Origin of the sequence: Bradyrhizobium sp. Arg816 (assembly GCF_029989365.1) — a bacterium.
Lineage (GTDB): Bacteria > Pseudomonadota > Alphaproteobacteria > Rhizobiales > Xanthobacteraceae > Bradyrhizobium.
In genome coordinates, this window is sequence record NZ_JAPRAQ010000015.1 from 112,780 (window position 1) to 139,521 (window position 26,742).

Sequence of the window (26,742 nt, forward strand, 5' to 3'; positions counted from 1 at the left end):
GAGGGCGGTGCTTAGCCGGATGGAGCGTAGCGAAATCCGGGCCCGCGCTATTGCCACAACGTCATTGCGAGCGCAGCGAAGCAATCCAGAATCTTTCCGCGGAGGAAGTCTGGATTGCTTCGTCGCAAGGGCTCCTCGCAATGACGGCGGAGAGAGTTGTGGCCCTCAAATCCCCAGCATCATCTTCGCAATAATATCGCGCTGGATCTCCGAGGTGCCGCCGAAGATCGTGTAGGCCCGGCCGTTGAGATATTCCGGCACCACCGTCAGCATCTCCTCAGGCGTCGCCGGCGCGTGGTTGAGCTTGTAGAGCGGGCGCATCGGTTCGACCGCGAGGGCGTCGTGACCGATCACGTCGGCCCCCAGCCGTGTCACGGCCTGGCGGATCTCGCTATTGCGCAGCTTCAGGATCGACGACACCGCGCCGGGATTTTGGCCGGTCTGAAGTGCGGAGAGCACGCGCAGCTCGGTCATCTCCAGTGCGTCGATGTCGATTTCGACCTCGGAGATGCGCGCGGCGACATCCGGACTGTCGATCGCGCGTCCCGTCAGGTCCGACTCGGCCAGCTCCGCGATCGCCTTCAACCCCTCGCGCAGCTTCGCTGACGCAATGCCGGAGCCGCGCTCGAACTCGAGCAGATATTTGCCGTAGGTCCAGCCCTTGCCTTCGTCGCCGACGCGATTGGCCACGGGCACCCGCACATCGTCGAAGAACACCTGGTTGACCTCGTGGTCGCCGCCGATGGTGATGATCGGGCGTGTCGTGATACCCGGCGTCGTCATGTCGATCAGAATAAAACTGATGCCGTCCTGCTGCCGCGGCCCCTCGCTGGTGCGCACCAGCGCGAACATGCGGTTGGCGTGGTGCGCATGGGTGGTCCAGATTTTCGTGCCGTTGATGATGTAGTCGTCGCCGTCGCGCACCGCGCGCGTCTTCAGTGAGGACAGGTCGGAGCCGGAGCCCGGCTCGGAATAGCCCTGGCACCAATAGTCTTCGCCGGAGAGAATGCGCGGCAGATAAAAATTCTTCTGCTCCGCCGAGCCGAAGCCGATGATGACGGGCCCGACCATCTTCACGCCCATCACGTTGACGTTGGGCACGCCAGCGCGCGCGGATTCAGTCTCGAAAATCCAGCGCTGCGCCGGCGTCCAGTCCGGGCCGCCATGTTCGGCCGGCCAGCCCGGCGCGCCCCAGCCCTGCCGGTGCAGCGCGCGCTGCCAAGCCATGCCGATATCCGGATCGGAGAACACCGACGGCGTCAGCGCGGTTGCGCGCTTCATCTCTTCGGTGAGATTCTTGGCGATGAAGCCGCGCACCTCGTCCTGGAAGGCGCGCTCCTCGGCGTTGAACGAGAGGTCCATGATGCGCTCCTTGTGTCAGGCCGTGCGGCTAAGCTGGGCGTGGCGGCTAAAATGATGCGCGCTGCCGCCGAACAGCGTGTCGAAGGCGACCAGCCGTTTGAAATAGGCGCCGACCTCGAGCTCCTCGGTGACGCCCATGCCGCCGTGGAGCTGGATCGACTGCTCGCCGACGAAGCGCGCGCATTTGCCGATCTTCGCTTTCGCGCCCGACGCAGCCCGCGCGCGCTCGACCGGCGGGCTATCTGCTTTCAGCGCGGCGCGCAGCGCCATCGAGCGCGCCTCGTCGACCTGCATTGCCATGTCGGCGAGGCGGTGGCGGATCACCTGGTTCGCGGAGAGCGGCCGGCCGAACTGCTTTCGGATCTTGGTGTATTCCAGCGTAGTGTCGAGCAGCGTCTGCATGATGCCGACGGCTTCCGCGCCAAGCGCGGCCATGGCGCGATCGACGGCCAATTCGATCGCGGGCAGGGCATCGCTGCCGTCACCCAGGAGAGCGTCCTCCGGTAGCTCGACGCCTGATAGTTCGATGTTGCAGGCCCGGCCGCCGCCGAGGCGCTCATAGTCGTTGATGGCGACGCTCGGCGTCTTTGCCGGGACCAGGAGCAGGCCGATCCACCCCGATGGTCCCTTATGGTCGTGGATATGCGCGGAGACGATGATCTCGTCGGCGGCGTGGCCGTCGAGCACCGCGATTTTGCTGCCGGCAAGACGCCAGCCTTGCGCCGTCTTGTGGGCGACGGTCGCGACCTTGGCGAGATCGAACCGCGCCGCGCGCTCGGAATGGGCGAAGGCGAGTTTCAGTGATCCGTCCGCGACCTTCGGCAGCCTCGCCTGCTTCTGCGTCGTGCTGCCGCACTTCTCGATCAGCGCCGCTCCCAGCACGACCGTCGCGACATACGGCTCGGACACCAGCCCGCGGCCGAAAGCTTCCATCAGAATGCCGATCTCGACCGCGCCGCCACCGAGCCCGTCAAACTCTTCGGGAATCGGCAGCGCCAGCCAGCCAAGCTCGGCGAACTGCTTCCACACCGTAGGGCTGAAGCCGGACGAGTCCTTCGCCATCTTGCGGCGATGATCGGCGTCGTAGCTTTCGGCCACGAAGCGATCCGCGCTCTCGCGCAGCAGCCGTTGCTCGTCACTGAGATTGAGGTCCATGTCGTTACTCCGCGGCCGCCGGCGGCTTGCGCACGGAGGGATGCAGTCCGGATGGATCGACCACCGTGCCGAACTCGTGAAGGTTATGGGCGTGACAGAGCTGATGCAGCGCAAAGGCCTGGTCGATCGCGGCGGGCTGGCCCATCACATCGACCGAGCGATTCACCGCTTCCTTGGTCAGCTTCAGCGCGAAGGACGGCTTTGATGCGATCCGGCGCGCCAGCTCCAGCACCGACGCTGAAAGTTCCGTGCGCGGCACGACCCGGTTGACCATGCCGAGCTGATGCGCCTCCTGCGCGCTCCAGCTGTCGGCAGTGAACAGGAATTCCTTGGCCTTGCGCGGGCCGAGCTCCCAGGGATGCACGAACCATTCGACGCCGCAGACGCCCATGGTCACCACGGGATCGCAGAACTGCGCATCGTCGCTGGCGACGATGAGGTCGCAGGCCCAGGCCAGCATCAGCCCACCGGCGATGCATTTGCCGTGCACCTCGGCAATGGTCGGCTTGGCGAGGTTGCGCCAGCGCCGCGTGATCTGGAGATAGATTTCCTGTTCGCGCGCGAAGCGGCCATGCGCGTTCGCCTCCGCAAAGCCACCCCAATTTCCGATCGGCGGAAAATCGGCACCTGCGGCATTCTTGCCGCCGGGACGCAAATCGTGCCCTGAGGAGAAGTGCGGCCCGTTGCCGGCGAGGATGATGACCTTGACCGCATCGTCCTGCACCGCCTCGTCGAACGCGGCGTTGAGGTCGTAGGTCATCTGCAGGTTCTGCGCATTGCGCGCCTCGGGCCGGTTCATCACGATCCGGACAATCGCCGGCTCCGGCCGCTCCACGAGGATGGTCTCGAACGAGGACATGGCGCTTCCCCCTAGCGTTTCCGTTCTTGTTTTGCTCAAGTTGACTATGTCGGCCAGGGATAGGCAAGAGGCTTGCGTAAATCGGCTGCTTTTCGTGTCCAATCTGGTAGTTTGCGTCAGATTCCACCGGGAGAAATCTGATGCGCAAGATCCTGACCGTGCTGGCGGCTCTGGCCTCGCTGAGCCTGACCAACTGCGGCTACAACGCCATCCAGAGCGAGGACGAGCAGATCAAGGGCAACTGGTCCGAGGTCGTGAACCAGTATCAGCGCCGCGCCGATCTCGTGCCCAGTCTCGTCAACTCGGTGAAGGGCTTTGCGCAGCAGGAGAAGGACGTGCTGCTCGGCGTCACCAATGCGCGCGCCAAGGTCGGCAGCATCCAGGCGACGCCCGAGGTGCTGAACGACCCCGCCGCCTTCCAGAAGTTCCAGGCCGCCCAGGGCGAGCTCTCCAGCGCGCTGTCGCGTCTCTTGGTCGTCACCGAGAACTATCCGCAGCTCAAGTCGGACGCGCTGTTCAAGGATCTGATGTCGCAGCTCGAAGGCACCGAGAACCGCATCACGGTCGCGCGCAACCGCTACATCAAGGCGGTGCAGGACTATAACGTCACCATCCGCTCGTTTCCGAGCAACCTCACCGCGATGATGTTCGGCTACAAGGAGAAGCCGAATTTCTCGGTCGACAACGAGAAGGAAATCTCGACCGCGCCGAAGGTCGATTTCAATCCGGCGCCTGCGCCGGCGCCGTCGAAGTAGCTGCGCGCCGTTTTGCGAATGCGCCCAGCCCCACCCACCGCCGTCATTCCCCGCGAAGGCGGGGAATCCAGTACGCCGCGGCTTCTCCGTAATCCGCTGGCGTCTCTGGAATACTGGATCGCCCGGTCAAGCCGGGCGATGACAGCGGGGTTGTGGCGAGCCTGTTCGGTCTTCTCGTCGTGTGTCTTCGCGATCGCACTCCTCTTCGTCTTCGCATTCCCCGCCTTCGCCGATGTCGCCGTGCCGCAACTCACCGGCCGCGTGGTCGATCAGACCGGCACGCTGTCGAGCGGCGACGTCGCCGCGCTCACGCAAAAGCTGCGTGACTTCGAGACTCGAAAAGGCAGCCAGGTCGCTGTCCTGATCGTGCCGACCACGCAGCCAGAGACGATCGAGCAGTTCGCGATCCGCGTGGCGGACGCCTGGAAGATCGGCCGCAAGAAGGTGGACGACGGCGCGATCCTCGTCGTCGCCAAGAATGACCGCCATTTGCGCATCGAGGTCGGCTACGGCCTCGAGGGCGCACTCACCGACGTCACCTCGCGGCGGATCATCGACGAGATCATCACACCGAAGTTCAGGACGGGCGATTTCGCCGGCGGTATCTCCGATGGCGTAGATCGCATGATCCGCGTGATCGACGGCGAGCCGCTGCCAGTACCTTCGCCGACTGTGAATTTCGGCAATCTGGACGATCTCGCGCCGCTGTTCATTGTGACGCTGTTCGCCTCCATCGGGGTCGGCGGGTTCTTCCGGGCCATGCTGGGACGGCTGGTCGGATCGTTGGCGACCGGTGGCATCATCGCAGCGCTGACCTGGCTCATTCTCGGCTCTCTCACGCTGGCGATGGCGCTCGGCGTCGTCGGTTTCATTATCGGCTTCATCGCCGATCTGTTTTCGGCGATGGCGCCAAGCTCGGGGTCGTCGCGCGGCGGCTCGTGGTCGAGCGGTTCTTCGGGCGGCGGCTGGAGCAGCGGATCGTCGTCCAGCGACAGCGGCGGATTCAGCGGCGGTGGTGGCAGTTTTGGCGGCGGCGGCGCCTCGGGGAGCTGGTAGCGGTCATGAGGATCAAGCGCATTGCCAGACATCTCGTGCAGCATCATTGGCGCGCGAAGCAGATCTTTCCACCAGCCGTGCTCGCCCGCATCGAGCAGGCGATCAAGCAGGGTGAGACCGCGCATTCCGGCCAGGTCCGTTTCGTCGTCGAAGGCGCGCTCGACGGGCGGCCACTGTTCCGCAACCAGCCGGCCCGCGCGCGCGCGCTCGATGTGTTCTCTCACTTGCGCATCTGGGATACCGCGCACAACAACGGCGTCCTGATCTATCTCCTGCTTGCCGATCGCGACGTCGAGATCGTGGCCGACCGCGGCATTCATGCGAAGGTCGGTGACGAGGGCTGGGAGAACATCTGCCGCGCGATGGAGGCCGAGTTCGCCTCCGGCCAGTTCGAGCGCGGCGTGATCGGCGGCATCGCTGCGGTATCGCGCGAGCTGTCGCGGCATTTTCCGCCGCAGGGCCCGCACGCGAACGAACTGCCGGATGCGCCGGTCGTGATGTGACGGATAGTGATTGGGAGCCGGCGGGTGCGGCGCGCTCCGTCATTGCGAGCGCAGCGAAGCAATCCAGACTGCGGCTTTGGAAAGATTCTGGATTGCTTCGCTGCGCTCGCAATGACGGTGTGGAGGCAGCCATTCCGCGGCCGTTCATCTTCCCCCGCTTACAATTTGTTTCACGCCTGCCACACCGGTTCCACGTTCCCGGCCAAATTCGGCCCCGGATGACTTCCTAAAATTTCGGTAAGCGGGTCCCTAAGTAAGGATTTCGCAAGCAATGAAAGTTACCAAAAGGTCAATCCAGAGTGGAGTATTCGAACTGTGAGCGAACCAATGGCTGAGCAGGCTGCCCGAGAGATCGGCGAAGAGATCGGCGAACAGGCGAGCGTCGTCGAACCCGCCGCGACTGCACCTGCCGTCGAGGCTGCCGGCATCGAGGCCCCCTCGATCGCCCCGGACCATGAGTCGCCGCCCAAGCCGGATCCCGTCAAGGTGGAAGCCCCCAAGGTCGAGCCGCCAAGAATCGAGGCATCGAGAATCGAGGCATCGAGAATCGAGGCGCCGAAGTTCGAAGCCAAAGCCGAGACCAAGCCCGAGCCGAAGCCCGGCAAGCTCATCGTCATGGCACCGTCGGAGCGCTCCTGGGAGCGCGAGGAGTTTGCCCCGCATGTGAAGGCGGACGAGCCGCGCGAGACCGGCGGCAAGCGTCGCCTGTCGGCGATGGCCGCGGTGGTGGCGATCGCCGCCAGCGTCGGCGCCATCAGCGGCGCGCTTGCGACCGCCGGCATGATGCACTTCGCAGCCCCGGCCCCCGCGCCGGCGCAGGTCGCCGACACCAGCGCGCTGGAATCCTCGGTTGCCAGGATCGATGCCGATGTCGTCGCACTGAAGGCGAATGTCGAGCACACCTCCAAGACCGGCCTCGGCCAGTTCAACCGGGCCAATGACCGCCTCGACAAGCTTGAGAAGGCCCAGGCCGAGCCGATGGCCAAAATCGCAAAGCTGTCCGAGACCGTCGACAAGCTCCGCGCCACGCCGCCGGCGGCCCCCGCGCAGGCTGCCGCCGCCGCGAAGGAAACCACCGGCTCGATCGCGCCGACCCAAATTGCGACCGCCGCCGCCGCACCGGTTCCGACCCCTGCCGCGCCCAAGACCGAGGTCGGCCGGTTGCCGACGATCGACGGCTGGGTTCTGCGCGACGTCGCCAATGGCGGCGCGCTGATCGAGGGCCGCGGCGGCCTCTACGAGGTCTATGCCGGTGACCCCATCCCCGGAATTGGCCGCGTCGACGCGATCCGCCGCCAGGACGGCCGCTGGGTCGTCGTCACCAGCAAGGGCCTGATCGTCGCGCGTTGAGCGCTGGACATTCGACTTTCGAAGAGGCGCTTCACCACTACGTGAAGCGCCTTTTGACTTGAATAGGCCGGCTCAGGCGGTGTTACTGAAGGCATGAGCCGCGCGTTGCGAATTCTCGTTGCTGCCGCCGTCTTGCTTGGCGGGACTGTTTCGCTTTTCGCAGCGGAGAACGTGCCCTTGACGCGCGGCACGGCGATCATCGATCCCGATCTGCTCCGCAATCTCGACCACAGCGACTCGCTCACGATCTCGCGCCTGCTATGGCCGGAGCGGAACGCGGACTTTCCGTTGACGACCGATTTACTGTTCTCGTCGCTGTCGCAGCTCAAGGACATTCCATCTGCGATCGACGCGGAGTTCGACCGCTACATCATCGGGCAGAAGGCGGCGTACCCGACCGAGACCATCGGCGTCGGGGAAGGCTTTGACGTGCAGCTGTTCGATCGGGCCAATCTGAAATCGCGCGACACCCGCTTCGTGCTGGCGGGCATCGTCAATCGCATGGACCGCGCCTATGTCTCGGAGGAGTCGTGCGGTGAGATCAGGCTGATCTATCGGCTGGTGCGTTTCGAGAGTAAGCCGGAAGGTGGCAAGACCGCGACGCGTCTGCCGATGACGTTCAATCTGGTGATGAAGGCACGCGATGCGCGCCAGACCGATGCGAGCGGCAAGCCTGTCACCTGTGCTGAGGTCGCGCGGCGGTGGCTCGACAATGGCGACTGGCAGGGGCTGATCGGCGGCGGCATCTCCCCTTCCGACGCCATGCTCGATCGCATCGAGACCAATATCCAGATCTCGATCGCGCCGAAATCAGCACTGCACGATTTCCGCTCCGACTATCTGCTCAAGGTGTTCAAGTACAACGCGGCCGCGAAGACGTTCGAGGAATCGACGCTGGAGAACCAGATCGACCGCGACCGGATCGCCGCGGACGATGCGCTCCGACGTGACTTCAAGGCGTGGCTGCTTGCGCCGGAAAATCTCCGCGAGTTCGATCGCGGCACGGTGCTGATCCCCGAGAAATTCCTGGCCAAGGCCGCGGTGGTGCCGACGCCTGCCGGCCTCGATGCCTCCGGATTGCAGCCGGAGTTCGGCATGATGCAAGGGGAAGGAAAAGGGGAGGGCAAGGACAATCCCGTCTTCACCGACAACGACGTTGTCGGCGCGCTGAAGCAGGCCGCCGCGCGCGGGGACATGCAGAACATCCGCTCGGTCGCAGGCTTCCAGCGCCGCCTCAACGACGTTACCTGCGCCGGCTGCCACCAGACCCGCGGCATCGGCGGCTTCCACTTCCCGGGCGTCGATTGGCTGGCGGACAACCCGTCGAATTCCACCATCGTGCCGGCCTCGCCGCATTTCTTCGGCGACCAGGTCCGCCGCCGCGACATCCTGACCGCATTCGCCGCGGGCAAACGCCCTGATTTCTCACGCGGATTTGCCAGCCGGCCGCAGACCCGCGGCAGCCAGGAGCTGGCCGGCACCGAATATCAGGACGGCTGGGGCGCCCATTGTTCCCTGCAAAATGCGGGATCGGGAACGTCGGACAGGAGTTTTACGTCATGGAGCTGTGCTAAAGGTCTCACCTGTCAGGCTGCCGCGGCATCGAGCCGCATCGGCATGTGCTTCATCAAGACGCGTTAGCGCGTGATCCGGAAAAGTGTGCAGCGGTTTTTCGAAAAGATCACGCGCCAGATAAAACCAGCAACCGGTTTGGATGACCCATGACTGAGACCAGCGACGCCGACAAGGAGCGCAATCGCGAGATCGCGCGCAATGAGGAAGCCAAGCAGGTCACCGGCAGCATTCGCGTCAGCACCTGGGCGGTCGCGGTGGTTGTGATCGTCGGCGGGATTCTGTTCACGCTGGGGTGGCTGGCGCTGAGGGGTTAGTACCAGCGCCCTCACTTCGCGTAGTTCGTCATCCGCTTTCCCGGCAGCAGCTCATAGGCCGGCTTCCAGCCGGGCAGCGCGGCCATGCGGCCAAGCCAGGCGTGGACGGCGGGATGGCTCGCCGCGAAATCAAAACCGTGCTCATCGCTCGGATAGTGCAGGTAGGCCATCATCGAGATATCGGCGACCGTCGGCCTCGTGCCGATCGCGAAGGCATTGTGCTGGAGATGTCCGTCGAGAATGCCGAGGAAGTCCTCGAGCCGCCGGCGAAAATGCTTCAGCACCTGCGGATCGTTTTTCTCGGTGAACGCCCGCATGAAGCGGTAGGTCGCCATGTAGCCGGTGAGCTTGTGGTTGTCCCAGAACAGCCAGCGCAGCAGCTCGAACGTCTCGTCCTCGGTCTCGGCGCCGAAACGGCCGTACTGCTCGGCAAGCTTCAGCAGCAAGGGCGCGGTCTGCGTCATCTTTACGCCGTCAACCTCGAGCACGGGAATCTCGCCCATCTCGTTCACGGCCTTGCGCCATTCCGCCGTGCGCGTGACGCCGCCGCCGAAATCGGTCCATACCGGCTCGAACCTCTCGCCGCAAAGCGTCAGCATCAACGCCAGCTTGTAGCTGTTGCCGGATTCCGGGAAGTAGTGCAGGCGGTAGTTGGGCATGAGGACCTCACGAGACGCGATGTTGTCGTGAGTTTATAGCGAGATCGTCCCACGCCGTCATTGCGAGTGCAGCGAAGCAATCCAGCAATGCATCTGCGATGGGATCCTAGATTGCTTCGCTGCGCTCGCAATGACGAGGTTGCGAGGGCGTGCCGACCCTAACCAACAGCCCCCAAACCCCGCAGCTGCTTGATCGCCTTCTCGTCGTATCCCGCCCCGCGCAAAATCTCGTCACTGTGCTCGCCGACGCCGGGCGGCTTGCGCGGCTGGACCTTCTTGGCGCCGTCGATCCAGATCGGGCTGGAGATGGTGAGCATGGTGTCGTTCTCGAACGGCACCAGCACCTCGTTGTCGAGCATCTGCTTGTCGTTGGGGATGTCGTCGAGAATGCCGACGATGCCGAACACCAGGCCGTTGCCGTCGAGGATCTTGCGCCATTCGGCAAGATCCCTGGTCGCGAAGGTCTCGTCGAAGATCTTGATCAGCTCGACCGAGCGGGCGTGGCGGTCGGGTTTGGTGGCAAAGCGCGGATCGGTGATCAGGTCTTCGCGTCCCAGGCACTTGGCCAGCGTCGGGAACTGCTTCTCCTCGCTCAGCAGCGACAGGATCAGCCAGCGGCCGTCCTTGCACTGGTAATGGTTGGCGACGGCGTTGAGCGCGCGCTCGCGCGGGCGTCTCTCAGCGAACTTGGCGCCGCAGAGCTTCGCCTGCGCCAGCACGCTCGCCGCCCACACGCCGTTGGCCATCAGGTTGGAGGCGACATGCGAGCCCTTTCCGGTCTTCTCGCGCTGATACAGCGCGGTGACGATGGCGCCGTAGAACGCCATGGCGCAGGGATGGTCGCCCATGCCGGCGACCGAGCGAGCCGGCGTCGTGTGGGTGTCGGCGCGGACGAGGTCCATCAGGCCGGAGCGCGCCCAATAGGCGTTGCTGTCGAAGCCGGGCTTGTTGGCCTCTTCGCCCTTTTCGCCATAGCCGGTGAAGGAGGCGTAGATCAGCCGGTCGTTGAGATGGGCGAGATGATCATAGGTGATGCCGAGCTTGGCGCGGACGGGCGGCGGCATGTTGGTGATGAAGACGTCGGCCTCTTCCACAAGCTTGTAGAGCACGGCCTGCGCCTCCGGCTTTGCGAGGTCGAGCGCGATGCTCTTCTTGTTGCGGGCCTCCAGCAGCCAGGCGAAATTGTGCTCGCTGGTCGGATAGCCCGGAATGTTGGGCAGATTGCGGTAAGGGTCGCCGGCGCCGGGCGGCTCGATCTTGATGACGTCGGCGCCGAAATCCGACAGCACGGTCGCGGCCGCGGGCGCTGCGATGAAGCTCGCGCAGTCCAGAACCTTCAGGCCTGCAAAAATGCCCTTTTCCATCGCGGCGGTGCTCCCTCGCTCTTGTTGTTTCCCGCGCGCTGGAATTGGCGCAGGCCAAGTCATGGCAGCATTAGACCGATGTTTCGCCGGGATGCAACGGCGCCGGGCGCAGGGCTTCACTCCTCCCCTGCAAGCAGCGCGGCATTACCGCCGGCTGCCGCGGTGTTGATCGTCACGGTCTGCTCGGTTGCAAAGCGCGCGAGGTAATGCGGGCCGCCCGCCTTCGGGCCGGTTCCGGACAGCCCGTTGCCGCCGAAGGGCTGCACGCCGACTACGGCGCCGATCATGTTGCGGTTGACATAGATGTTGCCGACCTGGACGCGATCGATGATCGCCTCGATGGTGTCGTCGATGCGGGAGTGAACGCCGAGCGTGAGTCCATAGCCGCTGCGCTCGATCGCCTGCAGGACGCGGTCGAGGTTTTCCGCGCGATAGCGCACGACGTGCAGGATCGGACCGAACACCTCATCGGTGAGCTGGCCGGCGTCCTTGAGCTCGAAAATGTGCGGGGCGACGAAGCAGCCATCGGGCACAGTGCCGGCAAAGTGCAGCCGCGCCTCGCTCTTCATCCTCGCGATATGCGCATCGAGGCGCTGCTTGGCCTCGGCGTCGATCACCGGACCGACATGGGTTGCGACATCGCTGGGATCACCGATCCTGAGTTCCCGCGCCGCGCCCGCGATCATCTCGATCATGCGGTCGGCGACGTCCTCCTGCACGAACAGCAGCCGCAGCGCCGAGCAGCGCTGGCCGGCGGAGCGGAAGGCCGAAGTGACGACGTCGTCGGCGACCTGCTCGGGCAGCGCGGTCGCATCCGCGATCATGGCGTTGATGCCGCCGGTCTCCGCGATCAGCGGCACGATCGACCCGTCCTTGGCGGCGAGCGTCCGGTTGATCGCCCGCGCGACCTCGGTCGAGCCGGTGAAGACGACGCCGGCGATGTCGGCATGCGCGGTCAGCACGGCGCCGATGCGGCCGTCGCCGGTGACGAGATACAACGCGCTCCTGGGAATGCCGGCCTCGTGCAGCAGGGCTACGGCCTCGCGGGCGATGCGCGGCGTCTGCTCGGCGGGTTTTGCAACGACGCTGTTGCCGGCCATCAATGCCGCCGTGACCTGGCCCAGGAAGATCGCCAGCGGAAAATTCCACGGCGAGATCGCGACGAAGGCGCCGCGCCCGCGCATGGCGAGCGCATTGCTCTCGCCGGTCGGGCCCGGCATGGCGGCATCAACGCCGAACAGCTTCCGGCCCTGCGCGGCATAATAGCGGCAGAAGTCGGCGGCCTCGCGCAGCTCCGACAGCGCATCGTCCAGCGTCTTGCCGCCCTCGGCTTGCAGCAACGCGATGAAATGGGCGCTCCGGCTCTCCAGAAGATGCGCGGCCTGCTCCAGTGCGGCCGCGCGCGTGGCCGCCGGCGTTCGGCTCCAGGCGGCAAAACCGGCGCGCGCAGCCGTCACCGCCGCATTGGCTCGGTCCGGCGTTGCATCCGCGATCGGCTTGAGGCCGGCTGCCTCGGCCTTCACCTCTGCCAGCAACCGGTCGAGCGCCGCGCGCGTGCCGAATTCAACGCCGCGCGAATTGCGCCGCTCCGGCGCGAACAGATCGCCCGGCAGCGGAATTTTGGGATGAGCCGCCGCTTGCGGCCGGACGATGGCATCGGCCGGACGCTGCAACAGCGCCACAACCGGCACGCGATAGTCGGCCGCCTGCGCCACGAACGACGAGTTGGCGCCGTTCTCCAGCAGTCGCCGCACCAGATAGGCGAGCAGGTCGCGATGGCTGCCGACCGGCGCATAGGTGCGGTAGGCGATGTCGGGATGATCCTTGACGTGATCCTTGGCGAGCTGCTCGTAGAGCGCTTCGCCCATGCCATGCAGGCGCTGGAATTCGAAGCCGCCGCCATCTTGCGCAAGCTCCAGCACGGTCGCGACCGTCAGCGCGTTGTGGGTGGCGAATTGCGGGAAGATGCGCGGCCGCAGGGCCAACAGCTTCTGCGCGCAGGCGACGTAGTTCAGATCCGTCATCGCCTTGCGCGTGAACACGAGATAGCCGTCCAGCCCGCGCTCCTGTGCGCGCTTGATCTCGGTGTCCCAATAGGCGCCCTTGACCAGCCGCACCATCAGCTTGCGGTCATGGGCGCGGGCGAGCGCGTCGACATAGTCGATCACGGCGCTGGCGCGCTTCTGATAGGCCTGGATCGCCAGGCCAAATCCGTCCCAGCCGCTGAGCGAGGGATCGGCGAGCGTTGCCGCGATGACGTCTAGCGACAGCTCCAGCCGGTCGGCTTCCTCGGCGTCGACGGTGAAGTTCAGATCATGGGCCTTGGCGCGCTGCGCCAGGTCCAGCAGTTGCGGCACCAGCTCGGCCATCACGCGGGCGCGGCTGATCGCCTCGAAGCGCGGATGCAGCGCCGACAGCTTGACCGAGATGCCGGGCCGGTCGGGCAGGGGATGGCTGCCCGCCGCCTTGCCGATGGTCTCGATCGCACTGGCATAGGCGTCGAAATAGCGCTTGGCATCCGCCGCGGTGCGCGCACCTTCACCGAGCATGTCGAAGGAGTAGCGCGGCCTCTCACCGGAGCGCGGCTTACCCCGCTCCAGTGCCTGCTCGATGGTCTCCCCCAGCACGAAATGGTTGCCCATCAGCCGCATCGCCTGACGTGTGGCGGTGCGCACCGCCGGCGCGCCGAGCCGCTTCACCAGCCGACCGATGGTGCCGTCGGGCGTCTCGCCGGGCTGGATCACCCGCGCCGAGAGGCCGAGCGCCCAGGCCGAGGCGTTGACCAGGAAGGCCGTGGACTTGGTCTCGTGGTGGATGAAGTCGCCCTCGCCGAGCTTGTCCTCGATGAACTGGTCGGCGGTGCGCGCGTCGGGCACGCGGAGCAGCGCCTCGGCCAGCACCATCAGGGCGAGCCCCTCCTTGGTCGAAAGCGCGAACTCCCGCAGCATGTCCTCGACCCCGCCAAGCCGGTCGTCGCGCTTGCGGATCGCCTCGATCAGCCGCGTCGCGGTGCGGTCGATCCGCGCCTCCTGCGGCGGACTGAGATGCGAAGCCGGCAAGAGCTGCGCGGCAATCTCGGCATCATCGGGCGCGTAGGGGGCGGTGAAGGGCGGCGGGATGTTCGGCATGGCGTGTCCTGTGGCTGAAATCCAGGATAAGGCCCGCTAGGCCGTAGTTCGATAGACAATTTAGCCAATTTGCCTTAGGAAATGAAGGTCATTGACGCATTGGCCGCATAAAATATGGAACTCGACCGAATCGACCGGAAGATCCTCTCCATTCTGCAGCAGGACGGGCGCATCGCCAATGTTGAGCTCGCCGAGCGCATCGGGCTGTCGCCGACCTCAGTTGGCGAGCGGCTGAAGCGGTTGCAACGTGAGGGCTTTGTCGAGGGCTATGGGGCGCGGCTCAATCCGCACCGGCTCGGCCTGGGTCTTCTGGTGTTCGTCGAGGTGCTGCTCGACAAGACCACGCCCGACATTTTCGAGCGCTTCGCACGCGCGGTGAAACTCGCGCCCGAGGTGCTGGAGTGTCACATGGTTGCAGGCGGCTTCGACTATCTTGTGAAGGCGCGGCTTGCGGACATGACCGCCTATCGACGCTTCCTCGGCGAGACCCTGCTGTCGATGCCGGGCGTGCGCGAGACGCGAACCTATGCGGTGATGGAAGAGATCAAGCGCGACGCACCATTGCCGGTGGACTAACGAAGTGCCGTCGCGATTGTCATTGCTGTGGCCTTGAACGAGCGGTCTTCGCGGGAAAATAGTTCTCCGTGTGCAATCGCAACGCCCGTCGTCGAATGCACTGGCCGTCTTCTAAAATTTTTTTTGCCCGGCTCCCGAACAGATCCGGGAGGCAGCAAAGGCTGCCGGGCTTATACTTTGAGGTTCTCTGCGGAGGTCTTGCCCCGGTTTGCGATCTCTTCGTATTCCACCGTCTGTCCTTCGTTCAGGGACGACAGACCGGCTTTCTGCACTGCCGAGATATGCACGAACACATCCTTGCCGCCCGACGCAGGCTGGATAAATCCATAACCCTTCGTCGGGTTGAACCACTTGACCGTACCTTTAGCCATCACGTCTTCTCCGCGGGTCTTCCTCCGAGATCTCGAACGCCAGTCCCCGCCAACCGGCCGGTTCGGTCCTAACAGGATACGCGGAATGTGGCCGGCTTGGTAGCTCAAACCATATCGGCATTTCGCCGAATTCCGCTCAACTTCGCAGCGTTTTTGCCGATTTTGCCCGTTTCGCGGTCAATTGATCGGCACGCGGCGCGCCATCCGTCAATAAGTCGCGGCCAGATAATCGACGATCTTGCCGACATCGGCATCGTCGATCGGGGCGCCATAGACCTTGATCATCTTGGTCACCTCGGCCTGCCAAAAACCCTTCTTGTCCTTCATCGGCGGCTGCGTGTTGACGTAATCGGCCGAGTGGCAGGCGCTGCAATTGCCCTGCACGACCTCGAGATTGGGGCCCGGCTTGAAGACGGCGACCTCGTCGGGCGTCTTGTAGTTGAGCGGCGCTGCAAGCGCCGAACCCACCATTGCGGCGACGGCGAGTGAGATGGCGAGGAGAACGGTGCGCTGCATGATCATTCTCCCTCAGGCCACGGTCACGCGGACGGTTTCGACGACGTTGCGTAGATAACCCGCCGGGTTCCAGCGTGGCGCATCCGGCTGGGTCTCGCCGCCATTGCCGGTGGCGCGCACCTTGAGTTCGTGGGCGCCCGCCGCGAGCTTCACCGGCAGCTTCCATTCACGGAATGAGTATTTGCCGAGATCCTTGCCGAGCTTGGCGCTGACCCAGGTCTTGCCGCCGTCGGTGGAAACCTGGACGTCCTTGATGCCCTTGCCGCCGTCGAAGGCGATGCCGCGCAGCGTCGTGCCGCCGGCCTTCAGCTTGGCGCCGTCGGGCACACTGGTGATGAAGGATCGGATGGTGAAGCGGTTGATCGGGATCGTCGCCTTCGGCGCGGTGCCCGGCTCGACCGCATTGTTCGGGGTATCAGGAATGCGATAGGCCGACTTCATCCAGAAGCCGTCATAGACATTGTCGATGACGGTGATCTCGTTGAGGTGCTTGACCCAGTAGGTGCCGTAATAGCCGGGCACGATCAGGCGCAGCGGAAAACCGTTGAGGAACGGCAGGTCCTCTCCGTTCATGCCATAGGCCAGCATCACCTCGCCGTCGGTGGCGTGCTCGAGATCGAGCGCCTTGACGAAATCCGGCGTCTTGTCGCTGACGGGGCCGTCCATGCCGTTGAAGGTGACCTGCTTGGCCCCGCTCTGCACGCCCGCCATCTCGAGCACGGCCTTCAGCGGCACGCCGCGCCAGCGCGCATTGCCCATCGCGCCGTTGGCGAGCTGGCCACCGGCGACACGCGGCTCTACGAGGCCGCGGCTGTTGCCGGAGCACTGGTTGACGGCGACGATCTCGGTCGCCTTCATTTTCCTGATGTCCTTGAGCGACAGCTTGAGCGGCTTGTCGACCTTGCCCTTGACCTCGAGCGTGAACTTGTCGGGATCGAGATTGTAGGGCAGGTCCGAGAGGTGGTAGCGCACGAAGAACGCGTTATTCGGCGTGATCGGACCGTCGTTGAAGATCGCAAACGGCGTCTCGAGCTGCGGCGGTCGGCTGGTCAGGCCGATCATCGGCCGCTTCTGCGGATATTTCACCAGCGGCCGCTCGCCATTGGCGAAGGGAAGCGTGACGGTGTCGAGGGCCAGCGCCTTGGTGGAATTCAGTGTGGCCGCCATAGCGGCAAGGCCCGCTCCTTTGAGCAGGTCGCGTCGATCGAACATTCTCGTCTCCTCCCGGAGCTTTTCGTTGGACAGCGGTCATCACCGCGATCCCGCGCTCATCTGTCGCAACGATTGAGATGAAGTCAATTCGTGCTTTCGCAGCAGGCCCATGCCGCTGCGTTGCAGCAAGCCGGTGTTACCCCGCGACGAGATCGAGTCGAGCTGCAGCCGCGAACGAAGGAGCGCTCCCTCGCCCCGCCTGCGGGGAGAGGTGAAGCCTCAGGCCGCGACGCGCTCGCTTTGGTCAACCAGCGCCGACAGCTGCCTCGTATCCGCAACCACGCGCACGGCCAGCGGCTCGTCGCGGCCGCGGATCGCGACCTCCTGCTGCGGCAGCGCATCGTCGGCAAGGCCGGCGGTACGGCGGACCTCCTCCGAGACGATCGCCTCGCAGGCCAGCGTCTTGGTCATGTCCTGGAGCCGGGCCGCGACGTTGACGGCATCACCGAGCGCGGTGAAGACAATATGATCGCGATAGCCGATATCGCCGATGATGACCTCGCCGCCGTGAATGCCGATGCCGAAGCGGATCGGCTGGCGGAGATCGTGGCTCAGGAGCTCGTTGAGCTCGTCGATATGCGTGGCGATGGCGGCGGCAGCCTTCAGCGCTTGCCGGCAGGCGGTCTCCGGATCGGCCGACAGCCCGAACAGCGCCAGCATGCCGTCGCCGACGAACTGGTTCGGCTGGCCGCCGTTCTCGATCACGGCCCGCGAGACGGCACCGAGGAAACGGTTGACGATGAAAACGGTGTCGAACGGCAGCCGCTTCTCGGCAAGCTGCGTCGAACCGCGCATGTCCACGAACAGGCTGACGAGGTAGCGCTCCTGGCCGATTCTGGCCGATGTCGAGGCCTGTCCGTCCGCCGAATGGGTGTGGGGCGTGAACAGCTGGAAGAAGGAGAGGTCGGAGTCCGGCCGCAGCTGGCAGGCAAGCCGGATCGAGGGATCGGCGGTGCCGACGCGCGCGAGCACGAAGGCCTCGCGCTGCGACGGCTCGGGCAGGGCGGCATGGTCGCCGATGATGCGGATGCGGCATGTCGAGCAGCGGGCGCGGCCGCCGCAGACGCTGGCATGCGGCACATTGTGGCGCAGGCTCGCCTCCAGCACGGAGAGACCCTTCGGCACGCGCACCGTCTTGCCGTTGCCGTAGGACAGCGCGATCATGCCGCGGCGCCGTTCGCGCAAGGCGCGCACGCCGCGCGCCGCCAGCGCCAGCCCGAGCAGGCCGACATAGCCGATGGTGAGGCCGCCGGTGATGCGATCGAGCGTCGCCGCTTCCGCGGTCGAGCCGAGCTGGCGGCGGGTGAGATTGTGCGTGCGCCACTCGCCGTCGTCGACGTCGATCTGGACACTGCGTCCGCCCTGGTAGACGCCGAGCAGCGACAGCGTCGGGATCAGCACGGCGGCGGCGAGCAGATAGGGCGCGGCGCGCGCGAAGAACGGTTTCAGGCGCAGCCAGAAATAGATGCCGATGCAGCCATGGACCCAGGCGATGATCAGCAGGATCGTCATGGTCCAGATGCGGTTCGAGGTGACGAAGAACAGATAGAGTTCCTGCGGATAGAGTTTCTGGTGTCCGTACAGCGTGTAGCCGAGCCGGACGCCGATCACGTGGGCCATGACGAGGGCGGGGATGCTCAAGCCCAGCACGAGCTGGAGCGGCTCGATCGTCCGCCAGCGGAACTGACGGCGCTGATAGAGCGCGTAGATGCCGAGCCCCATATGCGTGAGCGCGGCCGTATAGAACACGATCGCGATGGGGAGGAACCGCCAGAACGCGGTGTGATAGTAGACTCCGATCTCCATGGCATCGACCGAGATGTTGCCGAGCGCATGGTTGAGGAAATGGCTCACCACGTAGGAGAACAGGATGACGCCGCAGACCAGCCGAACCTGCCGCACGCTGGTCGCGCGGGAAAGTTCGGACAATCGTGAGGATGCGGTGGCCATGATTCGGTTGTATCAGTTCATGAAGGAGAACAGCCAGCGTAGCGTTTAATTCCAGGGGCGGACAGCTGGCCTGATCACATGCGCGGCAAGGTTACGATATCGTAGGGTGGGCAAAGGCGCCTTGGCGCCGTGCCCACCATCCCGCATCGCATCCCTCGATGGTGGGCACGCTCCGCTTTGCCCACCCTACGATCTCCCCCGCATTGACTCCCCCTCCCAGGTTGGCGAAAAGCGCGGCCGTGACGACAGCCCCCGATATCACCACGCCCCCAGCCGGCGCCGCGCGCCGTCCCCTCGTCATGGCCGTGCTCGTCATCGCCGCGATGACGCTGCTGCGCATCATCTACGCCTCCGCGATCGAGCTGCGCACCGACGAGGCCTATTACTGGACCTGGTCGAAGGAGGGGGCGCTCAGCTTCCTCGATCATCCCCCCATGATCGCCTGGTTCATCCGTTTTGGCACCGCGATCTTCGGCGACACTCTGCTCGGCGTTCGCCTCAGTGGCATCGTCGCGATGCTGGTGACGCAGCTGCTGCTCGCCGACATCGTCCGCCGCCTCACCCATGATGCGCGCGCCATCATGTTCGCGGTGCTGATGCCGGAGGCTGCGCTCTATTACGGCCTGCTGATGGCCAAGGTCGCGCCGGACGTCGCCATGATCCCGTTCGCGGTGGCGATGATGTGGGCCCTGGTGCGGCTCGCGCAGGGCGGCGACGGACGCTGGTGGCTGGCGGCGGGCCTGTTCGCCGGGCTGTCGATGCTGTCGAAATTCACCGCGATCATGTTCGCGCCGGCGGTCGCCGCGTTTCTGCTGGTGCCGGATTGGCGCTGGCGCTGGCTGCGCAGCCCTTACCCCTATCTCGCGGTGCTGATCGCGATTGCCGTGTTCTCGCCGGTGCTGATCTGGAACGCGCAGCACGACTGGGCCTCGTTCCGTTTCCAGGGCGTGCGGGCCACCGCCAATTACGGCATCTCGCTGCGCACGATCGGCGATTACATCGGCCTGCAATTCGGCCTGGTCGGCTTCGTCATGCTGCCGGTGGTGCTGTCAGGTCTCGTGATGACGGCGTGGCGCGGCTATCGCACGCGCGAGCCGGTTGCGATCCTGCTGTCGACCGCGGTGCTGGTGCCGTTCCTCTATTTCTTGTTCAAGTCGACGACGCTCAGGGTCGGCGACACCTGGCCGATGTTCATGTGGCCGGTCGGCTTTGCCGCCGCTGCGGTCAACCTCGTCATGCTGTCGCACGAGCACTGGTCGGCGCGGATGATCCGGTCGAGCATCTTCTGGCTCAACACGGCGGTCGTCTCGGGGATCACCTTCGTCGTCATCGTATTCCTGTACTATGTCGCCGCGCCCTGGAATCTCCTCGGCAAGATCGATCCGATCGGCGCCGAAGCCGGCTACGAGCAGGTAGCTGTGCGTACGCAGGCCGCGCTCGACGAGACCGGCGCGACCTGGATCGCAACCACGGACTATCGCACCTACGCGATGATGCGCTGGCTGTTCAGGGGACGCGTGCCCGTCATCGAGATCAACGAACGTGGCCGCTTCCAGGGGTTCCGCGATCCCGGCATGGATCGGATCAGCGGGCATGCGGGCATCTATGTCGGGCGAGAGCCGGACAATCGCGCACCGGTGTGGGGATCGATCCCGGCGAAGCGCGAGCAGCTCGGCCAGGTCGGACGTCGCTGGCGCGGCGTTCTGACGGACACGTATGTGATTGAGAAGCTCACAGGCTGGACGCCGGAACTCTCGCCGCCAACGGATTCGCCGCTGTTTCAATGGCGCGTGCTGGCGGGGGAATTCGAGAAGCGTACGTTCGCCTAGCGAGGCACCGTTCTTCCTTTCTCCCCTTTGTCCCAGATGCCAACGAGGCCACGCGTTGAAGCGGCTTGGCGTGGCATGATAACAACATGCAAACAGAAATCTGAGCTGATCGCTTAGCTGCAACCAGCATTTTTTCCGACATTCACAGGTCGCCATCCCAGATTACCACCCGCTCAAGCATCTAAGCCACTAAGCTGGAGCAGTCGTGACGAAACATATTTGCTCTAATTGATATTATCTGCGGGGATGAGACATGTTTGATGTCTATCGCAATGGCAAGCGGGACTTCCTTGTCGTCAGCAATGGCTCTCCGATGCCCGTGCTCTACTCTTCCAATAAATGGCGCAAGAGCAGAGGGAGAGTTCTCAAGGTCAGCGACGAGATCAGGGCAGCCGTTCAGGAGCGAGGTTATTATCTTCGCAGCGCGCGAGTGACGAAGAAGGACCTGATCCACGCCGGGCGCAGCGTTGTCGATACGACACCGGGCAATCTCTAAACATCCCGCCGACTAGGCCGCCAACCGCGCCAGCCCGGCCTCAATCACGACGATGTCGTCCTCGATCTGTCGGATCGTACTCGTGCAGTCGATCCCGGTACATGCATCGAGATCTGCGATAAGTTTGCGGCGCTGTGTCCGAAGCTCATCAAGAGCTGTTTGGTCCCTGAGGGAAACGTAGCCCTCCACGATCAGCTCAATTGCACCTGCCCGCATCAAAATCCCCAAGCCTTGTTAGTCCTGTCAGGGCATTCCCGACCAGGCGAGGATCGAGCGTGCCAATTGGTTACGCGGCTCAATCCCGCGCACTGAGTTCTTCCAGAACAACGCGCCTCCGCAACGCGTGCGCAGCAGCCGTCAGATGAGACCCCGCGATCAGCCCGAGCCGCTTCAATCTTGCGAGAGCGACGGGGTCACACAGCTCGATGGAGAGCCCGGCTCCCAATATCGCAATGGCGCGTTGCTCCTCCGCATCGAGATCAGTCCATGGGATGCCCTTCATCACCGGCCTCAAATCGTCCAGTGCACCTCAAAATCCAAACGCGCGCCTGATTTGCCGCAGCATATCCGCGGCCGCGTCGGTGTACCGACCGTTGGTTAGGTATCGATCCAGTTGCAATGTGCTGATCAGCGCCACAAGCGCTGCCGTTAAGCCCTTAAACATTGGGCCTCTCCTGAAAGAGACCGCCAACCGGGCGTGTCGAAATATTGAGCCGTTCTCAGAATGCGCGCCGCAAATGGCGGCCTAATATCCAAATGGTGACATTGACTGGTAACCAGTTTCTTAATGAGTTGATGCGCCGTGGTATGAGGCGAAGGCGCTGGCACGAGCGTTGCCGGATTCCGTGCTGCGACGCGTGAACCGATCAGCGGATATGCGCGGTCACGTCTGATGTCGGCTAGAGAACAGGCATGGCAGTGACCCGTACCGCCGTTCTGCTAAGGGCCAGGATCTGCCATTGCTTCCGGTACAATCGTATGCGCCAAAAACCGATAGCAGCTCTTGTAAGCATTTTAAGAAACTATTGAATGTTGGCCATAATACTCGATGCATATTGAATATTTTAAGGACAATGATGTCCGGCATCATTAATTTCCCTCGTCCCGCGCCGCATGCTGCCATCGTCCGGCTAGATGGACTCACAAATGTGCTGTCCGAGTTGGATGGAGAGAACCTTCGCACCCAAGATGACATGCGTCACGCACTATGGGTGCTCGACCTTGCCAACAAGTGCGTTCGGATCATTCTCCGCGATTTCGCAGATGATCCGAACATCCGTCAGCTTGCTCGGCACGCGGAAGAGCTGACCGCTTCGGTGGAGGAAGCCCGTTACATGGTTCAGGACCGGGGCAACAAATACCTAACGCTGCGCCGTTCCCGGCGGTGACGCCGACCTGGTTGGAAGATGATCTAACACGAGGTTGAAAGGGCCCGGGACATGAGGCTTGTCGCAACCCATCGGTATTCTTTTCTCGATGTCCAGACTCTGACTGAGCGTCAGGCGCGTGACACGCTATTTCGATACGGCGACAATTCCTTTCTGTTGCACATGACTTCCGGCGAAGGGGAGGACGACCAGCTTTTCTGGTTGGATAGCCGTGCGGCACTGCTCTGGATAAATCAAAGCGCCGAGGAGTTCGCATCATTTTAAGGGGATGAATAGGAGCCTGCAGCCCATGGTAGAGACCCGGCGTGCACCACGGTTCCGAGTGGCAATGCCAGCCCAGATCGAGTGTAGGCGCGACAAAATCCCTTGCGTGATCCGCAATATCTCGACGTCAGGTGCAGCGCTGCAACTTCAGGAATCGACTGACCGAATACCTGTCGCCTTCGCATTGATCATATCAGACTCTGCTCTGAAGTTGCCCTGTCGCGTGGTCTGGCGGGCCCCCTTCAGAATCGGCGTGACGTTCGTTTGAAGGTTGTTCGGGCTTTGACGGCAGGTAATTTGGCGCTCAATTACCACTAGGGGATCGTGTCAACCGGCGTCCAAGTTCGCGCGCCGAAGCCGCCGTACCGCTGAGCCTCGTGGTTGCAGGCACCCTCGTAAATTTCCGAAGTGTTGGCAATTAGGCGCGCCGGTCAAGTGATCGGCAGGTCTGGAGCGCCGCGCTATGAAAGCACCGAAGCCAAAGCAATGGGCCGAGCAGGAAGTCCGACGTTTGGTCAGGCTCGCCCGGCGGGGCGTTGGCGTATCGAAGATAGCCGCCGAACTGGGCCGCCATGCCGGCTCGGTGCGGCGAATGGCGCGAATAGCGCCGCTACTCGTCGTCCTTTTTCCGCAACAGATCCGTTGCGAGATCAGAGAGCTTTGGCGGCGGCAGCGCCGCGAACGGCAGCGGGCGCGTCACGTCGATCGCGGCCAGGCCCAGCCGTGCGGTCAGCAATCCGTTCAGCACGCCTTCGCCGAGCCGCTGCGACAGCTTTGCCGCGATCCCATGGCCGAGCATCTGCTGCACCAGGCTGTCGCTCGCGGCCATGCCGCCGGTGATGGCGAGATGGGCGATCACGTGGCGGAGCAGGCGGATCATGCCGAGCGCGCCGGGGCGGCCGCCATAGAGAAAAGCGAGCTGACGGATCAGGCGCAACGCGGCCACGAACACGAACAACACGTCGATCGCCGCGCGCGGCGAAACGGCGGTCACGATCGAGACCTTTTGCGCGGCCGACGACACCAGCCGCCGCGCTTCCGCGTCCAGTGGCGACATCAATTCGCGCTCGGCAAGCCGGATCATGTCGGCGCCGTCGATGATCTCGCCGGCGTGGCTCTCCAGCGTGGCGCGGGCGCGCGCAAGCTGCGGGTTCTGGTGCGCGATCTTGAGCAGGTCCTGCACGATGACGCGGCTCTCCTTGCGGTCGTCACTGGCAAGGACCGCGGCAGCGCGCGCATGCAGCTTCTCGATGGTGGCGAGGCGCGCCAGCCCGAATGCCTCGCGCCCGATCACCACCGCGAGCGCGAGCGCGGTGACGAAGGCGAAGGCAAGGCCGACGAAGCCGAGGCTTTCGCTGCGCGCAAACAAATCCTCGATCAGACGGACCACGCCGAGCCCGGTGCCGAGCAGCGTCAGCCCGCCGAGTCCGGACCAGAACAGCGTGCCCCAGGGAAAGCCGCGACGCGCCGGGAGCGCGGCCTCGATCGGCACCGGCAATGCCTGCGGATCGTGCTCGGGCGTGATCTGGATCGTGGTGCGGCCAAGCCGCGCCGCTTCGTCGGCTTCGGTGACGACGACGCCGGGATCGTCGAGCCGGAACGTCGCCGGCCGCCGCGGCTTGGATCGATCGTTCATGACAGCTTGTCTCCGATCAGGAACTGCAGGGCACGGTCGAGGCGGATGTGTGGCAGCGCCGGCTCGTCATTGCCCTCGCGTTCGAGTTTTGGCGGACGGAAGCGCAGGAAGCGAAAATCGCTTTTCTCGGCGGCCTCGGTCGCGAGGCCGCGGAATGCGTCGGTGCCGTTGAACAGCGGCTCGGGGTCCAGCGGCAGGTCACCCGGAAAGGTCGCAACCTCCGTGTTGCCGTCGAAGAACTCGCCGCCTGCGCTTTCGCCGGCCGCCGGCGTTCCCAGGATCGACGGCAATTTGTCGCGGCCATGCGCGACCTGCGCCTCGCGCGTGGCGCGAACGGCGGCGAGCGCCACCACGTCGATCTCCGCGCCGGTATCTTCCGCGCGCACCACCGCGCGGGTGACGGCGCGGCGCAGCACCGCCTCGAGCCGGTCGTGACTGGAATGATGCAGATGGTCGGCCTTGGTCGCCGCGAACAGGATGCGGTCGATACGCGGCCGGAACAGGCTGGAGAGGAAGGTGCTGCGGCCGATGCGGAAGCAGTCGAGAATTCCGGCAAGCGCGGCTTCGAGATCGTGCAACGCTTCGGGGCCGGAGTTGAACGCGGCGAGCGCATCGGCCAGCACGATTTGGCGATCGAGCCGGGCAAAATGATCATGGAAGAACGGCCGCACCACGACGTCCTTGTAGGCCTCGAAGCGGCGGACCATCATCGCCCACAGCGATCCCTCGGGCGCCTGGCCGCCAACGGGCACGTCGAGCGGTGCAAAGGTCAGCGCCGGCGTGTCGGCGAGATTGCCGGGCATCAGGAAGCGGCCGGGCGGCAGCAGACTCATCGCGAAGCGCTCGTCGCGGCAGGCGCGCAAATAGCCGGTGAAGAGCTTTGCCGCCGTCAGCGTCGCCTGCTCGTCCTCGCGCGCCTCTCCCTTGAGCGTTGCGAGATGCGCGTGCCAATCCGCCGCAAGATGCGCGCGCGGCGCCTCGCGCGACAGCGCGAGGCTTTCGGTCGACCATTGCTCATAGGTCTTCTGGAGCAGCGGCAGGTCGAGCAACCATTCGCCGGGATAATCGACGATGTCGAGCGTCAATGTGCGGTCGGCGCCGTTCTGGCGCTGATAGTCGATGACGAGCCTGAGTTCGCTGATGTCGACGGTCGAGTTCGGCCAGCGCCGCTCCTCGAGCAGCGCGCGCAAATGGTTCTCATAGGCAAAGCGCGGCACGGCGTCGTCCGGCTGCGGCGCCAGATGCGCCCGCGCGATCCGGCCCGAGGCATAGGCCTCGAACACCGGAAAGCGGCCGCCGCGGGTGAGGCCGTGGATCAGCGCCGTGATGAATACGGTCTTACCGGCCCGTGACAGGCCGGTGACCCCGAGCCGCACCGTCGGGTTGAAGAAGTGCTCGCCATAGTCGATCAGCGCCCTGGCCGACAGGCGCGCTTCTTCGACCATATCCTGGAAACTGAATGCCATATGAACGTGATTGATCTCGGGCGGGCGGAACAGTGAAGCCGTTCACAAAAGTGGCAATTGCGTAGGGAAAATCAAGCTTCATACTTCCACCGCCTTTGTCGGCAAATCAGCCGTTTGAACGATGCGCCGATCGCGAAAGACCCTACAAGAGGGCATTGTCTTAGCCTTTGCGGATTGCCATGACCGTCTTCCAGCTGAAACAGCTCGCATCCAGCTCCGTCCACGCCGCGGCCGACGCGGTCGGCTGGAACTACGACCGTGCCGAATTGATCGCGGACGGCGTGATCCACGCGATCGGCGTGTTCTGCGGCATCGTCGCCGCCACGGTCCTGGTGGTGCTGACGGCGGTTTATGCCGACGCCACCAACATCGTCGGGGTCTCGATCTATGTCGCCGGCCTGGTCTCGATGCTGGTGCTGTCGGCGACCTATAATCTCTGGCCGGTCTCGCCGGCCAAATGGCTGCTGCGGCGGTTCGACCATTGCGCGATCTATCTGCTGATCGCGGCGACCTATACGCCGTTCATCCTCGAGGTGAGGGACAGCGTGTTCGCGCTGGTGCTGCTCGGCGGCGTCTGGTGCGTCGCGATCCTCGGTATCGTGCTGAAACTTCTCTACCCCGGCCGGTTCGACCGCGTCGCGGTCGGAATCTATCTCGCGATGGGCTGGAGCGGCGTGATGGTCTACGACGCCGTGGTCAAGGCGCTGCCTGCGCTGGTGCTGGGCTTCATCCTTGCGGGCGGCCTGCTCTACAGCTTTGGCGTGATCTTCCATGCCTGGCGGCGGCTGCGCTTCCAGAATGCGATCTGGCACGGCTTTGTCTTGGCCGGCGCGGCGTGCCATTATACCGCGGTGCTCGACCTCGTGTTGAGCTGAGCAAGATCCGCGAAGCGGAATAAGCAAAGCGGTATAAGATAGCGAAGCGCTATCCGAAAAGAGAAGCGCTATAAGACAAAGAG

25 protein-coding genes are annotated in these 26,742 nt (G+C 64.3%); 12 read left to right on the plus strand and 13 right to left on the minus strand.

The features are described from left to right. Positions 1-165 precede the first annotated feature (165 nt). The 3 genes from OWC48_RS30440 to OWC48_RS30450 are packed head-to-tail and all read right to left on the minus strand — an operon-like array spanning position 166 to position 3,376. Positions 166-1,362, minus strand: a complete 1,197-nt coding sequence (locus OWC48_RS30440) for an acyl-CoA dehydrogenase family protein (RefSeq protein WP_282523296.1) — start codon at positions 1,360-1,362, stop codon at positions 166-168. A 15-nt stretch (positions 1,363-1,377) separates the two neighbouring features. Continuing rightward, positions 1,378-2,517: an acyl-CoA dehydrogenase family protein gene (locus OWC48_RS30445; protein WP_282523297.1), complete on the minus strand. Its 1,140-nt coding sequence runs from the start codon at positions 2,515-2,517 to the stop codon at positions 1,378-1,380. 4 nt (positions 2,518-2,521) lie between these two features. Then, positions 2,522-3,376 carry an enoyl-CoA hydratase gene (locus OWC48_RS30450; protein ID WP_282523298.1) on the minus strand — a complete coding sequence of 285 codons (855 nt, stop codon included), beginning with the start codon at positions 3,374-3,376 and terminating at the stop codon, positions 2,522-2,524. A 140-nt stretch (positions 3,377-3,516) separates the two neighbouring features. Here OWC48_RS30450 and OWC48_RS30455 point away from each other — a divergent pair, with 140 nt between their 5' ends. The 6 genes from OWC48_RS30455 (at position 3,517) to OWC48_RS30480 (ending at position 8,929) form a co-directional block, all read left to right on the plus strand. Further along, positions 3,517-4,131, plus strand: coding sequence for a LemA family protein (locus OWC48_RS30455; RefSeq protein WP_282523299.1), 615 nt, complete (start codon positions 3,517-3,519; stop codon positions 4,129-4,131). A gap of 138 nt (positions 4,132-4,269) precedes the next feature. Then, entirely contained in the window at positions 4,270-5,187 is a 918-nt protein-coding gene (locus tag OWC48_RS30460; RefSeq protein ID WP_282523300.1) for a YgcG family protein, read from the plus strand. Positions 5,188-5,192: 5 nt separating this feature from the next. Then, the gene (locus OWC48_RS30465; RefSeq protein ID WP_282523301.1) at positions 5,193-5,690 is read left to right on the plus strand and encodes a TPM domain-containing protein; all 498 of its coding nucleotides are present in this window, start codon (positions 5,193-5,195) and stop codon (positions 5,688-5,690) included. Between the two features lie 327 nt (positions 5,691-6,017). Further along, positions 6,018-7,040 (plus strand): hypothetical protein, encoded by a 1,023-nt coding sequence (locus OWC48_RS30470; protein WP_282523302.1) that lies wholly within the window; start codon positions 6,018-6,020, stop codon positions 7,038-7,040. Between the two features lie 93 nt (positions 7,041-7,133). Further along, complete coding sequence (locus OWC48_RS30475; protein ID WP_282523303.1) at positions 7,134-8,681, plus strand: hypothetical protein; 1,548 nt, start codon at positions 7,134-7,136, stop codon at positions 8,679-8,681. An 80-nt stretch (positions 8,682-8,761) separates the two neighbouring features. Then, complete coding sequence (locus OWC48_RS30480) at positions 8,762-8,929, plus strand: hypothetical protein (RefSeq protein ID WP_014492272.1); 168 nt, start codon at positions 8,762-8,764, stop codon at positions 8,927-8,929. 11 nt (positions 8,930-8,940) lie between these two features. Here the strand turns inward: OWC48_RS30480 and OWC48_RS30485 are convergent, their stop codons facing one another. The 3 genes from OWC48_RS30485 to putA all read right to left on the minus strand — a co-directional run bounded on the left by OWC48_RS30485 (position 8,941) and on the right by putA (position 14,080). Continuing rightward, a complete protein-coding gene (locus OWC48_RS30485; protein WP_282523304.1) occupies positions 8,941-9,588 on the minus strand; it encodes a glutathione S-transferase family protein in 648 nt (215 codons plus the stop codon). Positions 9,589-9,746: 158 nt separating this feature from the next. After that, the gene (locus tag OWC48_RS30490; protein ID WP_282523305.1) at positions 9,747-10,952 is read right to left on the minus strand and encodes a CaiB/BaiF CoA-transferase family protein; all 1,206 of its coding nucleotides are present in this window, start codon (positions 10,950-10,952) and stop codon (positions 9,747-9,749) included. A 116-nt stretch (positions 10,953-11,068) separates the two neighbouring features. Further along, positions 11,069-14,080, minus strand: coding sequence for a bifunctional proline dehydrogenase/L-glutamate gamma-semialdehyde dehydrogenase PutA (gene putA / locus OWC48_RS30495; protein ID WP_282523306.1), 3,012 nt, complete (start codon positions 14,078-14,080; stop codon positions 11,069-11,071). A 114-nt stretch (positions 14,081-14,194) separates the two neighbouring features. Here putA and OWC48_RS30500 point away from each other — a divergent pair, with 114 nt between their 5' ends. Further along, a complete protein-coding gene (locus tag OWC48_RS30500; protein ID WP_166081550.1) occupies positions 14,195-14,656 on the plus strand; it encodes an Lrp/AsnC ligand binding domain-containing protein in 462 nt (153 codons plus the stop codon). A 170-nt stretch (positions 14,657-14,826) separates the two neighbouring features. On the opposite strand, the gene OWC48_RS30505 is transcribed toward OWC48_RS30500, so the two are convergent. From OWC48_RS30505 to OWC48_RS30520, 4 genes are all read right to left on the minus strand, one after another. Further along, on the minus strand, positions 14,827-15,027 hold the full coding sequence (locus OWC48_RS30505; RefSeq protein ID WP_008134691.1) for a cold-shock protein: 201 nt from the start codon (positions 15,025-15,027) through the stop codon (positions 14,827-14,829). A 207-nt stretch (positions 15,028-15,234) separates the two neighbouring features. Next, positions 15,235-15,543, minus strand: a complete 309-nt coding sequence (locus tag OWC48_RS30510) for a cytochrome c (RefSeq protein ID WP_282523307.1) — start codon at positions 15,541-15,543, stop codon at positions 15,235-15,237. Positions 15,544-15,555: 12 nt separating this feature from the next. Beyond that, positions 15,556-16,755, minus strand: a complete 1,200-nt coding sequence (locus OWC48_RS30515) for a molybdopterin-dependent oxidoreductase (RefSeq protein ID WP_282523308.1) — start codon at positions 16,753-16,755, stop codon at positions 15,556-15,558. A gap of 219 nt (positions 16,756-16,974) precedes the next feature. Continuing rightward, complete coding sequence (locus OWC48_RS30520) at positions 16,975-18,705, minus strand: adenylate/guanylate cyclase domain-containing protein (protein WP_282523309.1); 1,731 nt, start codon at positions 18,703-18,705, stop codon at positions 16,975-16,977. Between the two features lie 299 nt (positions 18,706-19,004). Here OWC48_RS30520 and OWC48_RS30525 point away from each other — a divergent pair, with 299 nt between their 5' ends. Further along, positions 19,005-20,534, plus strand: a complete 1,530-nt coding sequence (locus OWC48_RS30525; RefSeq protein ID WP_282523364.1) for a glycosyltransferase family 39 protein — start codon at positions 19,005-19,007, stop codon at positions 20,532-20,534. A gap of 253 nt (positions 20,535-20,787) precedes the next feature. Further along, entirely contained in the window at positions 20,788-21,030 is a 243-nt protein-coding gene (locus tag OWC48_RS30530; protein WP_282523310.1) for a hypothetical protein, read from the plus strand. Between the two features lie 12 nt (positions 21,031-21,042). Here OWC48_RS30530 and OWC48_RS30535 read toward each other — a convergent pair whose 3' ends face one another. Next, on the minus strand, positions 21,043-21,258 hold the full coding sequence (locus OWC48_RS30535; protein ID WP_404979834.1) for a hypothetical protein: 216 nt from the start codon (positions 21,256-21,258) through the stop codon (positions 21,043-21,045). 848 nt (positions 21,259-22,106) lie between these two features. Here OWC48_RS30535 and OWC48_RS30540 point away from each other — a divergent pair. Continuing rightward, the gene (locus OWC48_RS30540; protein WP_282523311.1) at positions 22,107-22,418 is read left to right on the plus strand and encodes a hypothetical protein; all 312 of its coding nucleotides are present in this window, start codon (positions 22,107-22,109) and stop codon (positions 22,416-22,418) included. Positions 22,419-22,707: 289 nt separating this feature from the next. Next, positions 22,708-22,950, plus strand: a complete 243-nt coding sequence (locus OWC48_RS30545) for a PilZ domain-containing protein (protein ID WP_282523312.1) — start codon at positions 22,708-22,710, stop codon at positions 22,948-22,950. A gap of 342 nt (positions 22,951-23,292) precedes the next feature. Here OWC48_RS30545 and OWC48_RS30550 read toward each other — a convergent pair whose 3' ends face one another. After that, complete coding sequence (locus OWC48_RS30550) at positions 23,293-24,318, minus strand: YcjF family protein (RefSeq protein ID WP_282523313.1); 1,026 nt, start codon at positions 24,316-24,318, stop codon at positions 23,293-23,295. Next, the gene (locus tag OWC48_RS30555) at positions 24,315-25,784 is read right to left on the minus strand and encodes a YcjX family protein (RefSeq protein WP_282523314.1); all 1,470 of its coding nucleotides are present in this window, start codon (positions 25,782-25,784) and stop codon (positions 24,315-24,317) included. Before OWC48_RS30555 ends, OWC48_RS30550 begins: the two co-directional genes overlap by 4 nt. A 179-nt stretch (positions 25,785-25,963) precedes the next feature. Between OWC48_RS30555 and OWC48_RS30560 the strand changes: the two genes are divergently transcribed. After that, a complete protein-coding gene (locus tag OWC48_RS30560) occupies positions 25,964-26,659 on the plus strand; it encodes a hemolysin III family protein (RefSeq protein ID WP_282523315.1) in 696 nt (231 codons plus the stop codon). The last annotated feature ends 83 nt before the right edge of the window (positions 26,660-26,742 follow it).

What these genes read in the sequence shown, in the direction of transcription:
- OWC48_RS30440 (WP_282523296.1), bottom strand. Translation starts at nt 1,362, where the DNA reads ATGGACCTCTCGTTCAACGCCGAGGAGCGCGCCTTCCAGGACGAGGTG.
- OWC48_RS30445 (WP_282523297.1), bottom strand. Translation starts at nt 2,517, where the DNA reads ATGGACCTCAATCTCAGTGACGAGCAACGGCTGCTGCGCGAGAGCGCG.
- OWC48_RS30450 (WP_282523298.1), bottom strand. Translation starts at nt 3,376, where the DNA reads ATGTCCTCGTTCGAGACCATCCTCGTGGAGCGGCCGGAGCCGGCGATT.
- OWC48_RS30455 (WP_282523299.1), top strand. Translation starts at nt 3,517, where the DNA reads ATGCGCAAGATCCTGACCGTGCTGGCGGCTCTGGCCTCGCTGAGCCTG.
- OWC48_RS30460 (WP_282523300.1), top strand. Translation starts at nt 4,270, where the DNA reads ATGACAGCGGGGTTGTGGCGAGCCTGTTCGGTCTTCTCGTCGTGTGTC.
- OWC48_RS30465 (WP_282523301.1), top strand. Translation starts at nt 5,193, where the DNA reads ATGAGGATCAAGCGCATTGCCAGACATCTCGTGCAGCATCATTGGCGC.
- OWC48_RS30470 (WP_282523302.1), top strand. Translation starts at nt 6,018, where the DNA reads ATGGCTGAGCAGGCTGCCCGAGAGATCGGCGAAGAGATCGGCGAACAG.
- OWC48_RS30475 (WP_282523303.1), top strand. Translation starts at nt 7,134, where the DNA reads ATGAGCCGCGCGTTGCGAATTCTCGTTGCTGCCGCCGTCTTGCTTGGC.
- OWC48_RS30480 (WP_014492272.1), top strand. Translation starts at nt 8,762, where the DNA reads ATGACTGAGACCAGCGACGCCGACAAGGAGCGCAATCGCGAGATCGCG.
- OWC48_RS30485 (WP_282523304.1), bottom strand. Translation starts at nt 9,588, where the DNA reads ATGCCCAACTACCGCCTGCACTACTTCCCGGAATCCGGCAACAGCTAC.
- OWC48_RS30490 (WP_282523305.1), bottom strand. Translation starts at nt 10,952, where the DNA reads ATGGAAAAGGGCATTTTTGCAGGCCTGAAGGTTCTGGACTGCGCGAGC.
- putA (WP_282523306.1), bottom strand. Translation starts at nt 14,080, where the DNA reads ATGCCGAACATCCCGCCGCCCTTCACCGCCCCCTACGCGCCCGATGAT.
- OWC48_RS30500 (WP_166081550.1), top strand. Translation starts at nt 14,195, where the DNA reads ATGGAACTCGACCGAATCGACCGGAAGATCCTCTCCATTCTGCAGCAG.
- OWC48_RS30505 (WP_008134691.1), bottom strand. Translation starts at nt 15,027, where the DNA reads ATGGCTAAAGGTACGGTCAAGTGGTTCAACCCGACGAAGGGTTATGGA.
- OWC48_RS30510 (WP_282523307.1), bottom strand. Translation starts at nt 15,543, where the DNA reads ATGCAGCGCACCGTTCTCCTCGCCATCTCACTCGCCGTCGCCGCAATG.
- OWC48_RS30515 (WP_282523308.1), bottom strand. Translation starts at nt 16,755, where the DNA reads ATGTTCGATCGACGCGACCTGCTCAAAGGAGCGGGCCTTGCCGCTATG.
- OWC48_RS30520 (WP_282523309.1), bottom strand. Translation starts at nt 18,705, where the DNA reads ATGGCCACCGCATCCTCACGATTGTCCGAACTTTCCCGCGCGACCAGC.
- OWC48_RS30525 (WP_282523364.1), top strand. Translation starts at nt 19,005, where the DNA reads ATGGCCGTGCTCGTCATCGCCGCGATGACGCTGCTGCGCATCATCTAC.
- OWC48_RS30530 (WP_282523310.1), top strand. Translation starts at nt 20,788, where the DNA reads ATGTTTGATGTCTATCGCAATGGCAAGCGGGACTTCCTTGTCGTCAGC.
- OWC48_RS30540 (WP_282523311.1), top strand. Translation starts at nt 22,107, where the DNA reads ATGTCCGGCATCATTAATTTCCCTCGTCCCGCGCCGCATGCTGCCATC.
- OWC48_RS30545 (WP_282523312.1), top strand. Translation starts at nt 22,708, where the DNA reads ATGGTAGAGACCCGGCGTGCACCACGGTTCCGAGTGGCAATGCCAGCC.
- OWC48_RS30550 (WP_282523313.1), bottom strand. Translation starts at nt 24,318, where the DNA reads ATGAACGATCGATCCAAGCCGCGGCGGCCGGCGACGTTCCGGCTCGAC.
- OWC48_RS30555 (WP_282523314.1), bottom strand. Translation starts at nt 25,784, where the DNA reads ATGGCATTCAGTTTCCAGGATATGGTCGAAGAAGCGCGCCTGTCGGCC.
- OWC48_RS30560 (WP_282523315.1), top strand. Translation starts at nt 25,964, where the DNA reads ATGACCGTCTTCCAGCTGAAACAGCTCGCATCCAGCTCCGTCCACGCC.